Annotated in this window: 9 protein-coding genes; 4 read left to right on the top strand and 5 right to left on the bottom strand. The window is 59.8% G+C overall.

Features of this window, described 5'->3' with window-relative positions; all coding sequences use genetic code 11:
• Positions 1–149: 149 nt before the first annotated feature.
• From IEX75_RS10520 to IEX75_RS10510, 3 genes are read right to left on the bottom strand one after another with little or no spacing between them, the layout of a single operon-like run.
• Positions 150–1,577, bottom strand: a complete 1,428-nt coding sequence (locus tag IEX75_RS10520) for an efflux transporter outer membrane subunit (RefSeq protein WP_188794153.1) — start codon at positions 1,575–1,577, stop codon at positions 150–152.
• On the bottom strand, positions 1,564–2,775 hold the full coding sequence (locus IEX75_RS10515; protein ID WP_188794152.1) for an efflux RND transporter periplasmic adaptor subunit: 1,212 nt from the start codon (positions 2,773–2,775) through the stop codon (positions 1,564–1,566). Before IEX75_RS10515 ends, IEX75_RS10520 begins: the two co-directional genes overlap by 14 nt.
• Positions 2,765–5,956 carry an efflux RND transporter permease subunit gene (locus IEX75_RS10510; RefSeq protein WP_188794151.1) on the bottom strand — a complete coding sequence of 1,064 codons (3,192 nt, stop codon included), beginning with the start codon at positions 5,954–5,956 and terminating at the stop codon, positions 2,765–2,767. Before IEX75_RS10510 ends, IEX75_RS10515 begins: the two co-directional genes overlap by 11 nt.
• Positions 5,957–6,268: 312 nt before the next feature.
• Here IEX75_RS10510 and IEX75_RS10505 point away from each other — a divergent pair, with 312 nt between their 5' ends.
• Positions 6,269–7,186: a LysR substrate-binding domain-containing protein gene (locus IEX75_RS10505; RefSeq protein ID WP_188794150.1), complete on the top strand. Its 918-nt coding sequence runs from the start codon at positions 6,269–6,271 to the stop codon at positions 7,184–7,186.
• A gap of 296 nt (positions 7,187–7,482) precedes the next feature.
• Entirely contained in the window at positions 7,483–8,004 is a 522-nt protein-coding gene (locus IEX75_RS10500) for an acyloxyacyl hydrolase (protein ID WP_188794149.1), read from the top strand.
• A 92-nt stretch (positions 8,005–8,096) separates the two neighbouring features.
• Here the strand turns inward: IEX75_RS10500 and IEX75_RS10495 are convergent, their stop codons facing one another.
• Positions 8,097–9,281, bottom strand: coding sequence for an ATP-binding protein (locus IEX75_RS10495; RefSeq protein WP_188794148.1), 1,185 nt, complete (start codon positions 9,279–9,281; stop codon positions 8,097–8,099).
• The gene (locus IEX75_RS10490) at positions 9,274–9,768 is read right to left on the bottom strand and encodes an MFS transporter (protein WP_188794147.1); all 495 of its coding nucleotides are present in this window, start codon (positions 9,766–9,768) and stop codon (positions 9,274–9,276) included. Before IEX75_RS10490 ends, IEX75_RS10495 begins: the two co-directional genes overlap by 8 nt.
• A gap of 262 nt (positions 9,769–10,030) precedes the next feature.
• Here IEX75_RS10490 and IEX75_RS24140 point away from each other — a divergent pair, with 262 nt between their 5' ends.
• Positions 10,031–10,285, top strand: a complete 255-nt coding sequence (locus IEX75_RS24140) for a helix-turn-helix domain-containing protein (RefSeq protein WP_229720733.1) — start codon at positions 10,031–10,033, stop codon at positions 10,283–10,285.
• Between the two features lie 326 nt (positions 10,286–10,611).
• Positions 10,612–13,266, top strand: a complete 2,655-nt coding sequence (locus IEX75_RS10480) for a TonB-dependent receptor (protein WP_188794146.1) — start codon at positions 10,612–10,614, stop codon at positions 13,264–13,266.
• Positions 13,267–13,271: the final 5 nt, after the last annotated feature.

Raw genomic sequence — 13,271 nt, 5'->3', positions numbered from 1 at the left:
TTTGGGTAGCGCATCGTCGAGTTTGGCGTGCCTACGGCGGCAATTTGATGACAATTTGTATGGATGACAATTCGTAGGTTGGGGTGCAAACCCCAACATTGGGTGCGGCCACAAGCATGGCCATGTTGGGGTTTGCACCCCAACCTACGTTACTTCTGCGCCAATTGTTCAGCCGACCAGCCGCCACCCAGCGCACGGATCAATTCCACGCTGGCGCGCAAACGCTGTGTGTCCAGATCGAGCAAACCGCGTTTTTCTTGCAACGCCACCGTCTGCGCCTGCACTACATCGAGGTAACTAACCGCACCATGCTTGTACTGGCTCATCGACAGGTCCAGCGCATGCTGGGCGGCGTCGGCAGCATCTTTCTGATTGGCGCTGGCGGTGCCGAGGTGATCGAGTAGCGCGAGGTTGTCCTGCACTTGCTGGAAGGCCGTCAGCACGACGCCGCGGTAGGTGGCGCCGGCTTCATCGGTCTTCGCCTTGGCAGCCTGGATGGTGGCTTTGCGGTAACCGCCGTCGAACAGATCCAGGGCAAGCGTTGGTCCCAGTGCCCAGATGCGATTACCTGCCGTGAGCAGGTTGGCCCAGCCAGTACTCTGATAGCCGCCTTGCGCATTGAGCGTGAGTGACGGGAACCACGCGGCGCGTGCAACGCCGATACCGGCATTGGCGGCGGCTACGCGGCGTTCTGCAGCAGCCACGTCGGGACGGCGTTGCAACAACGTGGAAGGCACATCGAGCGGCACCACGGGCACCGGAACCGGTTCGGTGATGGCCGGCAGGCTGAAGTTGGCGGCGTTCTCGCCGACCAGCACGGCGATCGTGTCCTGCATCAGGGCACGTTGTGCGAGCGTCTGCGACCACTGCGAACGCGTATCGGAAAGCTGTGTCTGTGCACGCGATACGTCGAGGCCGGACACGATGCCGCCACCGTGCAGGGTCTGTGTGAGCTTCAGCGCTTTCTCGTACGCCTGGATGGTCTGCTGCAACAGCTCGATCTGTTGGTCCAGGCCGCGCAACTGCATGTAACTGTCGGCAAGCTCGGCCTGCAAACTCAGTTGCGCGGAAGCGAGATCGGCTTGCGCGGCCAGCGCATTGTCGCGCCCTGCTTCGACCGTGTTGCGCACGCGGCCCCACAGGTCGACTTCGTAACTGGCCTGCGCGCCGACGGTGTAGCTGTTGTAATCGGCTGGTGCGGAAGCGTTGCGCAGTGGCGGTGCATGATCGGACTCGCGCTGGCGTACGCCGGTGGCACCGGCGCCGATCTGCGGAAACAACTCAGAGCGCGCCTGCATCGCATAGGCTTGCGCTTGCTGGTAGTGCGCCAAGGCGGCAGCCAGATCGGCATTGCTCGCCAGCAGTTTGGTTTGCAACGTATCCAGTTCGGCATCGCTGTACAGCCGCCACCAGCTCTGGCGCGACAGCTGGTCGGCAGGCTGTGCATTCACCCACGGGCCAACATCACGATAAGCCTGTGCTTGCGGCGTGGCCGGTGGCTGATAGGCCGGCGCCAGCGAGCAACCGCCAAGCGCGACAGCGACCATCACGGAAAGAAAAGACTCAAGCTTTTTCATGCGGCTTGGCCGTTGTGTCTTCGGTGGCAAGCTTCATGTCATCCGTGGCCAGCTTCACGACATCGCCGTCCTTGATGCCATCGGGTGGGCTGTCGATGACGCGGTCATCGGTACTGAGACCACTGCCGATTTCCACCGTCTTGCCGTAGTCGAACAGGATGCTCACCTGCTTGAAGGCAACCTTGTCACCGGTGCCGACCGTCGCCACGCGCAAACCGCCGTTGTCGAAAATCAGCGAGCTGGCGGGTACGCGCAACGCAGTGGTATCGACCGGCAGGTGGAAGCGCACATGGGCGAAAGCTCCGGGCATGAGTTGATTGTCGGCATTGTCGACCTGCAACTGCACCAGCGTCGTGCCGGAGGTGGTATTGACCGCATTGGATGTAGCGACCACCTGCGCATGGAACTCGCGACCCGGATATTCGGGCACCATGAGCACGGCGTTGCTGCCAGGACGAACGGACGGCCCGTAGCGCTGCGGCACCTGCACGTATACACGCAGCTTGTGGATATCCGACACCACGAACAGTTCAGGGCCGGTGCCGCCGCCCGCATTGATCAGCGCGCCGACGTCGGTATCGCGCGCCGTCACCACGCCATCGAACGGCGCAACGATGCGTGCAAACGCCTTGGCCGCCTCCAGCCGATCCACGTTGGCCTGCGCCGCCTTCATCAGCGCCAGCTTGGCGGTGTAGTCGGCGGTGCGTTGATCGACATCTTGCTGCGCCACTGAATCGCTGCTCAGCATGGCTTGCCAGCGCTTCGCCGTTACCGCAGCCAAATCGGCATTCGCCTTGGTGCTGGCGAGATCCGCGCGTGCCTGCTGCAGCTGTTGATCGAGTTCTGGCGTGGAAATTTCACCGAGCAATTCGCCGGCTTTCACTGGTGCACCGATGTCGGTCTTCCACCCTTTCAGATAACCGCTTACCTGCGCGTAGATCGGTGCACGCGTATAAGCCTGCAGCTGGCCGGGCAGATCCAGCACCGGACCGGTTTTACCGAGTTCCGGCATCACCACGCTGACGGTCGGCACGGCTTGTTCCTGCGTCCAGCTCTTCAAGCTGTTCGCCTGCGTCGCGCGTGTAATCAGGCCGATCACCACGATGGCAACCAGGATGGTGGCGATCACGACGCCGGCGAGGTGCAAGCCACGCTTGGATAGCTTCTGCGAAGGATGAAGGGTTGCTTCAGACGACATAACCAGGTTCTCCAGAAGCACGAATGGCCTTGGACGCTTGGCGTCCATGAATGATGCTGAACACCACGGGCACGAACAGTAGGGTGGCGCCGGTGGCGAAAATCAGGCCGCCGATCACCGCGCGACCAAGCGGTGCGTTCTGTTCACCGCCCTCGCCCAGGCCCAACGCCATCGGCGCCATGCCGATGATCATGGCCAAGGCGGTCATGCAGACGGGACGGAAGCGCGTGAAGCCGGCTTCGAGCGCCGCCAGCGTGGCATCCCCGTGCTCGGCTAGACGTTCGCGGCAGAAGCTCACCACCAGGATCGAGTTGGCGGTAGCCACGCCCATGCACATGATCGCGCCGGTCAGCGCCGGTACCGACAGCGGTGTATGCGTGGCGAACAGTATCCACACGATGCCGGCCAATGCGGCAGGCAGCGCGGTGATGATCACGAACGGATCACTCCACGATTGGAAGTTCACCACGATCAACAGATAGATCAGCACGACCGCGCCGAGCAAGCCGAACAGCAAACCTGAGAAGGCGCTGTTCATGGTTTGAACCTGGCCAAGCAGCACGACGTGCGAACCTTTCGGCTGTTGGCTGGCTGTGTTGTCAATCAGCTTCTGCACGTCGGCCGCAACGGCGCCAAGATCGCGGTCCTGCGTGGCGGCATAGATCTGCACCACCGACTGGATGTCGTACTGGTCGACCACTGCGTTGGTATCGTTGCGTTTGAGCGTCACCAGGCCACCCAGGACCTGCTCCTGCCCGTTACTGCCATTGACCGGCAGATTGCGCAGCTGCGCCAGACTGTCGAGCGCGTACTGCGGCGTTTGCATCACGATCGGATACGACACGCCGTTGACCGGATTGAGCCAGAACGTGGGCGCCACCTGGCTGGAACCGGCCAGGTTCACCACCAGGCTGTTGGTGACGTCGCGCTCAGTGATGCCGAGCAACTGCGCCTGCGTGCGATCGACGTTGACGTCGAAGGCGGGATTGGCCTGCGATTCCTGGATGCGCGCATCGACCACGCCCGGAACACGCTTGATCTGGCCAAGCAGGTTGTTCGCGTACGTAAAGTTGGCTGCCAGGTTCGGGCCACGAATCTGCAGATCGATCGGCGCAGGCGAACCGAAGTTCAGGATCTGGCTGACGATATCCGCCGGCGGGAACGAGAACGTCGCGCTCGGATATTGGCGCGGCAGCAGCTCGCGCAACTTGCGCACGTATTCGGCCGTGGGGCGATGGCCTTCGTTGAGGGCAATCTGGATGTCGCCGTCCTGCTCGCCGATCAAGCCGGTGTTGTTGTACGTGGTGTTGATGCCGCTGCTGGACAGGCCCATGTTGTCCACCACCGTGCCCAGGTCCTTGGGCGGAATGACTGCACGCACAGTGCCCTCGATCTTGTTGAACAGGTTGGCGGTTTCTTCCACGCGCGTGCCGACCTGCGCGCGCACGTGCATCAGGATCTGGCCGCCGTCCACATCAGGGAAGAAGTTGCGGCCCAGGAACGGCACCAGCAGAAAAGACACCAGCACGAAAGCAAGGAAGCCGAGCACGAACGGCCGGCGATGCGCGAGCGCCAGATCCAGCATGCCGTGATACGTCGCGCGGATACGTTCGAAACGTGCCTCGAAGGCACGCTGGAAGCGCACCAACGGATTGCGCGATGGCGCTGCATGTTTGCCCTGCTCGTCGACATGCGGTGTATGCGGCTTCAACAGGAACTTCGCCATCGTCGGCACCAGCGTGCGCGAGAGGATGAACGAGCACACCATCGCGAAGATCACCGCCTCCGCCATCGGCACGAACAGGAAACGTGCCACACCATCCAGGAAGAACATCGGCACGAACACGATGCAGATGCACAACAGCGACACGAAGGCCGGCGTCACAATCTGCTTGGCGCCGTCGATGATCGACGTTTCCACATCCTTGCCGTGCTCAAGGTGCCAGTTGATGTTCTCGATGGTGACGGTGGCATCGTCCACCAGAATACCGACCGCCAGCGCCAGACCACCCAATGTCATGATGTTGAGCGTTTCGCCGAAGGCCGACAGCAGCGCGATGGCGCCAAGAATCGCCAGCGGAATCGACACGGCGATAATCACGGTGGAACGCCAGCTGCCCAGGAACAACAGGATCATCAGGCTGGTGAGCGCCGCGGCGATCACGCCTTCGCGCGCCACGCCGGTGATGGCAGCGCGCACGAACAGCGACTGATCGCCGATGGGCGTGACTTTGAGGTTATCCGGCAGAATGCCCTTGCTGTCGGCCAAGCGCTGCTTGATGCCGGACACGATCGCCAGCGTCGACGCCGAGCCGTTCTTCAGGATGGTCAGCAGCACCGAACGGTTGCCGTCCACGTGCACGATGTTGGTCTGCGGCGGCGCGCCGTCGCGCACGTGGGCCACGTCACGGATGTAGATGGTGGTGCCGTTCACTTGCTTGATCGGCAGATTGCCCAGTTCGTTGATGTCGGACGGCGAGTTGTTGAGATTCAGCGTGTACTCGAACGTGCCGATTTTCTGCGTGCCAACCGGGATGATCAGATTCTGTGCGGCCAGCGCATTGGCCACGTCTTGCGCCGACAAACCGCGCGCCTGCAGTGCCGCAGAATCGACGTCGATCTGCACCTGGCGCGTCTTGCCGCCATAGGGATAAGGGATTGCCGCGCCGGCGACCGAAACGAGCTGCGGGCGCAGGATGTTTAGCCCCAAGTCGCCCAGGTTCTGTTCGCTAAGACCCTTGCCCGATAGCGCAAGCTGCAGGATCGGCACCGTCGAGGCGTTGTAGTTGAGGATCAGCGGCGGGGTAATGCCCGGCGGCAACTGCTTGAGCATCGTCTGCGCGACTGCCGTCACCTGTGCGTTGGCAGTGGCAATGTTGACGCTGGGCTGGAAGAAGATCTTGATGATGCCGTAGCCGGCGATCGACTTGGCCTCGATATGCTCCACGTCGTTCACCGTGGTGGTGAGCACGCGCTCAAACGGCGAGGCAATACGGCCGGCCATCTGGTCCGGCGGCAGGCCGGTGTACGTCCATACCACCGCAATCACCGGGATCTTGATATCCGGAAAAATGTCGGTTGGCGTGCGCAAGGCAGCCAATGGCCCGACAATCAGGATCAGCAGCGCGAGAACGACGAAGGTATAAGGCCGCTCCAGCGCAAGCCGTACGATCCTTAGCATGGGGATGGGCTCCAGGGATGGCTCGTCGGGACGACGAAAGGAACTTGTGTAGCGCCTTGGACTTAGGTAACTGCACGCCCTTTGCGGATGCTCAGTTCTCCCTTGCCGTCATTCCCGCGAAAGCGGGAATCCATGTTGCTCTTGCGCGAAAAGCGAAGATGGATTCCCGCTTTCGCGGGAATGACGTCCCGGCAAGTGAGGGCATCGCAGAGATGTGTGGCAGCCTATGGTCTTGGGGGATCGCCACCGGAAGTGAAGATTAGTTGTACGGCTTGCTAAGATCGATACAGCAAAGCGAATGGCTTGATACGCATGACGAATGATTACCTCGAGCTGCGGCATCTGAAGTACTTCGTCACCGTGGCCGACGAATTGCATTTCGGTCGTGCGGCCGAACGATTAGGCATTTCGCAGCCACCGCTCAGCCAGCAGATTCATGCGCTTGAAACGCGCCTGGGCGCGAAGTTGTTCGAGCGCAGGGGACGCGGCATTGCTTTGAGCGCGGCCGGCAGCGCCCTGCTCCCTCGCGCACGCACTATTCTTACGCAGGCCGAACGCGCGGCCGAATCCGTGGCTCGTTCACAGCGCGGAGAATTAGGCGAATTGCATCTGGGGCTGGTGTCTTCCGGCCCGTTCACCGTGGTGGTGCCGCGCGTGCTGGCACGTTTTCGCGAACGTCTGCCCGACGTGCGCCTGCTGATCCATGAAATGGCCACCTCGCAGCAGATCGATGCGTTGGAACAGGGATTGATCGACGTGGGCGTGATCCGGCCCGATGCCTTGCCGGACAACATCAAGGCGATCGAGCTGTTCAAGGATTCGCTCACCGTCGTCATGCATGCGAGCAATCCATTGGCCGCAGCGGAAGGTCCCGTCAACATCTGCGAGCTGGCTGGCGAAGATTTCATCTTCTACCAGCGCCATCTTGGCATGCGGCTGTATGACGAAGTGATCGCGCTCTGCGCACGGGCGGGTTTCAGTCCGCATATCCTGTATGAAGTGCGTGAGCTGCCCACCATCATCGGGCTGATTTCAGGTGGTTTCGGCGTGGCCGTGCTACCTGGTTCGATCCAGCGCATGAAAGTGGAGAACGTGGTGTACCGCCCGTTGGCGAACACGGAGGCGGCCACTGCCGTATGGGCCATCTACCGTGACGACGCGAACGATCCGATGGTGCATGCGTTCCTGGATATTGCGCAGTGCCTGGCATCCAAAGGCATAAAGGCCTGAGCATCATCGCCATCCCTGTTATCACCTGCCCCAGTCATACGCATGATTGAAGCCTGCACCGCCGGCACAACCATTCCCGGCCCGGACAGGATCGTCCAAGATTTGGATGCCATGGACGTGGTATCGAAGCGACTTGCGTCAGTGTTGGCTTACGCATCACTGACGTTTTCACGCAATACTTTCTTGGTCAACGCTCCGTTGCGGGAAATGACACAAATATGGCTGGCAACCGAACTTAATCATTTGTAAACTTTTAAGTACACAAAACGCCTTCCTATCCCACATAGGTAACTTTCATGCGTATGCATCCCCTCACTCGCAGCGCCGTCGCTGTATTGATGTTTGCGTTACCGGCCCTGCCCGCGATGGCGGCCCGCTTCGAACTGCAAGGCGGCGTCAGCTACATGGACAGCTACAGCACGCCTGTCGCGTTCGGCGAAGTGATCTTCGACGAACACCAGTTTGGCAGCAGCAACTTCACCTGGGCACCTGACATCACCGCCGGCTGGATCAGCGGCCGCGACCTCAAGCGCTTCGACAACAGCCGCTACACCACCCGCGATGACGTCGGATTGGTCGCTGCCGGTGTGCGCTTCCACTACGGCCCCGCCAATGCGTGGTACCGGAATATCTTCATCAGCGAACAGCCCACCGTGCATACCGGACGCACCGAAGCGCTGAGCAGCGCCTTCGAATTCACGACCACGTTGGGTTACCAAGGCAACCACTGGAGCCTTGGTCTTCGCCATATTTCCAACGCCGGCATCCATGAGCCGAACCGTGGCGAGACGATGGTAGTGGCTGGTATCGCGTTTTAAGCCCAACATTCATGCATGGAACAACGGCCCCGATCGGGGCCGTTTTTTTGCGCAAGCGGACTATGAGCTGATGTGCGCAACAGCGAGATGACCTACTTGGCTTTGGCTTCGCGCAAGGCTATTAGACGTCGGCACAGTTCACACAAAGGCAGCGCCTGGATGCCTTTGGCAACGGGAAATGGCTCCGTTCCGGCGTACACGACCAAGCGCTCAGCCGGATCGATGTCCTGGCACGCATGATAGAAACCGCGCTCCAGTTTGGGGGCCAGGCTGCGCTTTACTTCGATCGCCCAAGGGCGGCGCTGTCCGGGCAGCTTCAGCACCAGATCGATTTCCGCTCCTGCAGAGGTGCGATAGAAAGAAGACTCCGTACCGTCCGGTGCACAGGCCAACAGCGATTCAATCGCCAGCCCTTCCCAACTTCCGCCCGCCACAGGATGTGCGAGTAGTGATTCGCTATCGCCGACGCCGAGCAAGGCATGCACCAGTCCGGAATCGCGTACATAGACCTTGGGTGATTTGACCAGCCGCTTGCCAGCATTTTGATGCCAGGGCGGCAGGCGACGCACCAACAGCAGATCCACCAGCAGATCCAGGTAGGAAGCAATGGTTTTGCCATCCACCGCCAGTGCGCGTGCCAACGCTGCAGCGTTGAGCAGACCACCTTGCTGGTGTGCCAGCATGGTCCACAGCCGACGCAAGGTTTCCGCCGGAATGCGCGGCCCCAGTTGCGGGATGTCCCGCTCCAGATAGCTACGGATAAAATCCAATCGCCAGCGCAGGCTGGCGGCATCGGTCACCGCCAGCAGGCTTTCCGGAAATCCACCACGCAACCATAAAGCGTTCAAGCGTTCGACGCCGATCTCACCGGCATGGATCGGCGGCAATTCCAGATAGCGAATGCGCCCGGCGAGCGACTCGCTGGATTGCTTGAGCAAATCGATAGATGCAGAGCCGAGCAACAAAAAGCGGCCGTGACGCCGGCCATGCCGCCGTCCGGCATCAATCAATCCGCGCAAGCTCTGGAACAACTGCGGCGCTCGCTGGATTTCATCGAGGATCACCAGCTTGTCCTCGTGCTGCGGCAGATAGAGCTCCGGCTCGATCAGCTTGGTCCGGTCAGCTTCGGATTCCAGATCGAGGTAAAGCGATGGCCGTTCCTGACCCAAGGTCAAAGCCAGCGTCGTCTTGCCGACCTGCCGCGGCCCGAGAAGGGCCACGGCCGAGGATTCGGCCAGGGCGAGGCGTAGATCGGCGAGCAGAAGACGGTCAATCATCCTTGTAATTATGGATTCTTATTCCATAATTGCAAGGATGATTGACCCCTGCTTGGCACCAGCCGCCGGTTCCACGCCATGCCAGCCAGGTATGCCGCAACGTGGCGCCCTCAGCTGAGAGCCAGACGCTAGCGAGTGAGCCGGAATCGCAAAACCAGCAAGTGGCTCCGACAAGTGGCTCCGAATAGTGCAACTTGGTGCCCTGGACTTCTTTGAAATGACTTTGGAACCCGCCGGACATCACAAACAAAAGCATCACGCCCAGCAGGACATGTTTTTTATTCCAGCCCGACATCAACAATGTCATGAAAGACCCGGTGATGGCGACGACTACCGCGTAAGTGCTGACAAGCAGCCCCACCTGCGTGGCGCTGATGCTGCGCTGACTGACGAGCTGCAGCAGCAAACCGATAATGCCAAGTTCGGTGGTGATGATCGCAAAAACAGCTAGTGCGAGCGCCCACAGCAATAGGGGAGTGTTTTTCATTAGGACAATTCCAATTATTGACACACTGACATCAGCAAATCCTGCCGACCCTTGGGAAAAACGCCGAACGCGCCGCTTCACCTGCTAACCGAAGAGGAATCATCCGTTGTCAATGTTGGACGCGGGATAGGACCTGCATGGCACCATCAGCCAAAGATCGACGAGATATATATTGAATATAGTTGCGTCTATCAGCGCGATTAAGTAGACGAAATTCCAATGACTAAGTCCCCCCAAGAATCAATGGAGCGTTAGTCGGAAAATGGAAAAAAACGCTTTCATTGACGTCCAGCATTTCGTTGCTGTCGCTCAAACAGGCAGTTTTACGGCTGCCACCTTGGCGCTGGGAATGACTGGCTCGGCATTGAGCAAAAGCGTGATGCGGCTGGAGGCACGGCTGGGCAGCAAGTTATTGCACAGGACTACTCGGCGGATCAGCCTGACACCCGAGGGTGCGCCTATTTCGCGAGCTGCCAGCGCGCCATGGCGATACTGGCAGACGCTGAAGGCTGTTTGAAGGCCGAACAACAGCACCCGGCATGCCGTGTACGCATCGATATGCCTGTCGCATTCGGGCGTCGATATATCCTGCCAGCGTTGATCGAACTATCCATGCAGCATGCGCACCTGGATTTTTCGATCACCTTCCATCGTTTAGACGTGTGGCCGTCAGACTGACTGCGGCGCGGATTGACCGTTGAGCAAATGTCTTACTACCTCGTCAATCTTCAGCAACAAAAGCGTCATCTGCGCGACCTAATTTGAACGAGCTCCCAAGAACTTCCGTCCCGGCGCATGCCATGCACGCGCCGCGAGAGGCTTTTTTTCACGAGGCTCGTTTTCATGCAATCGTCAACATTACGTAAGGTCCTGCTCAGTTATGTGATTTCGACAAGTCTAGGCGTGCTATGCACACCGGCTTGTGTATGGGCCGGCGCATCCACAGCAACCAGCGATCATGGAACGACAACCGACAGTAATGCTGCGCAGCCTGCAACCGATGCGGAGGACGAGAAGAGCGGCAAGAAGAAGGTGAAGGATTTGCAAGGCGTGCATGTTGTGGCGCCACGCACCACCGAGGAAATGGCCCGCTTCACGCAGGAAAACGCACCGAATCTGATCAACATCCGCACCGGCGATGAGATTCGCGCATTGCCGGATGTGAATACGGCCGAAGCCGTCCGGCGCATTCCCGGCATCTCGATGGAAACGGACGAAGGCGAAGGCCGTTACGTGAACATCCGTGGCTTCGATGCGGATTTGAACAGCACCACGTATGCCGGCGTGCGCTTGCTGCCCACGAATAACGCGTCGCCCTTCGGCGGTTATCGTGCGGTAGCGCTCGACTCCATTCCGACCGGTTTCATCGGCGCGGTGGAGGTCACCAAATCCAACTTGCCGAGCCAGGATGCCGAAGCGCTGGGCGGCACCATCGAGGTACTGCCCAAGACAGCGCCGGAGGAGCAAGGCGGCTTTCTCGAAGGCGACGTGGGCGGTGGCTATGAGCCCCTCCGAGGTACCGGCGTGACCAACTTCTCGCTCACCGGCGGTGGTCGCTTCAACAACTTCTGGATTAGCATGACCGCTTCCAAGCATAACGATGGGCGCGGCATCGACGACGTGGAGCCGGCGTATTTCGGCGATAACGCTCACCCCTATCAGGCGGTGAACGATATCGAGCAGCGCGATTACGAACTGCATCGCCAGCGCCATGGCTATGCAGTGGATATGGGCTATCAGCTCGACGACGAAAATCAGTGGTATTTCCGCGCGTTCGAAGCGGGCTACACGGAATACTACAAGCGCCAATTCTTCGACGTGTTCCCGGACGGGAATACGGCCGTACTGCCGAACGGCCAGTTGCAGGATACGCTGACATCTTCCGGCGCCATCACCAAGTCGCTGCGCGATGAACAGGAAACCTCGCGGGAGCGTTTCTACATGCTGGGCGGCCAGAATGAAGTGGGTGATACCAGCATCGACTATCACGTGGCGTATGTGGAAGGTACCTACAAGAAGCCGTACGACTACAACTCCACCTTTACCTACAACATGCCTGCAAGCGCACAGGGCCTGATCACCTACAACAATACCGGGCCGGGCCACGTGCCGCTGTACAGCATTACCGGCCTGCCCGGTTACCTTGACCCGGCCAATTACACGTTGACGGCGATCAACAACAGCACGGCCTACAACTTTGATCGCGAATCCAGCTACGCCGTCAATTCCAAGACACCGGTCAACTGGGGCAGCCTGACCGACCAGTCGCTCAATTTCGGCATCAGCATTCGCCAGCGCCACAAGCAGACCAACGCACAGCCGTACAACGTTGCCTTCACACCGATACCGATGTCGCAAGTAGCGAGCGGCACCAACGAAACGTACTACGGCGGCATCTATCAGAACGGTGTAGATATCGCTCCCAGCGTGCTGCAGCAGATCTTCGGTTATGGAACGATCGGGCCGAACGAAGTGCTGAGTGCACAGCAGCAGTTCCTGGATGCGCACGAGGACATTTACGCCGGTTACGGCGAATACCTAGGCACCTACGGCAATCTCGGCATCCTCGGCGGCGTGCGCTATGAAGAAACGCGTGACAGGAGCCATGCGTTCTCGGCCGGCGTGGACGCGTCGGGCAATATCTTCGCCAATCCGATCAGCACCCGGCACAACTATCACAATCTTTTTCCCAGCCTGCAGTTCCGCTACGACCTGGGCGACAACATGCTGGTGCGCGTGGCCTATTCCTCGACCATTGCACGTCCTGGCTTCAACCAATCCAATCCGTCGCTGTCGGTCGACCTGGGCTCGGGCATCGTGCAAACGGGCAACCCCAACCTCAAGCCGGCGACCGCCAACAGCGTAGATGCCAGCTTCGAGAAATACCTGCCTGGTGCCGGCATCGTTTCGGTGGGCATTTTCGACAAGGAAATCAGCGATTACATTGTTCCGATCCAGACCACCCAGGCGTTCGACAACAGCCTGTTTCCCGGCAATTCGCAGCCCTTGCGCGTGTTCACGTACAAGAATGCGGGTCCATCCTATGCGCGTGGTTTGGAACTGAACTGGAGCCAGCAGTTCCAGGGCCTGCCCCATTGGTTGCAGGGACTGGGAGCCGGCGCCAACTACACCTGGGTGGATTCGCGCTTTGAAATCCGGCCGGGCCAGTACTCGCTGCTACCGTCCACCTCGAAGAACACCTGGAACGCCACGCTGTTTTACAAGCGTGCGGGCTTTTCGGTGAACCTCGCCGCCTACTCGGTCTCGTCGGACCTGTTCGCGATCGGTGCCGATCGCAGCAGCGATATCTTCAATGCGTCGCGCACCTCGATGGATCTTGGCGCCAGCTACGACTTTCCGGAAAACTGGTCGATCTACTTTGACGTGAAAAACTTGTTGAACACACCGCATGCGTTCTACCAGGGCACACCCGATCGGCCCATCCAGCGCGAGTTCTATGACGTGACGTATCTGGCAGGCATCCGCTTCCAATTCTAAGCAAG

Source organism: Dyella nitratireducens (genome assembly GCF_014642835.1).
Taxonomy (GTDB): Bacteria; Pseudomonadota; Gammaproteobacteria; order Xanthomonadales; family Rhodanobacteraceae; genus Dyella_B; species Dyella_B nitratireducens.
This window is presented reverse-complemented; position numbering and strand designations above follow the sequence as displayed.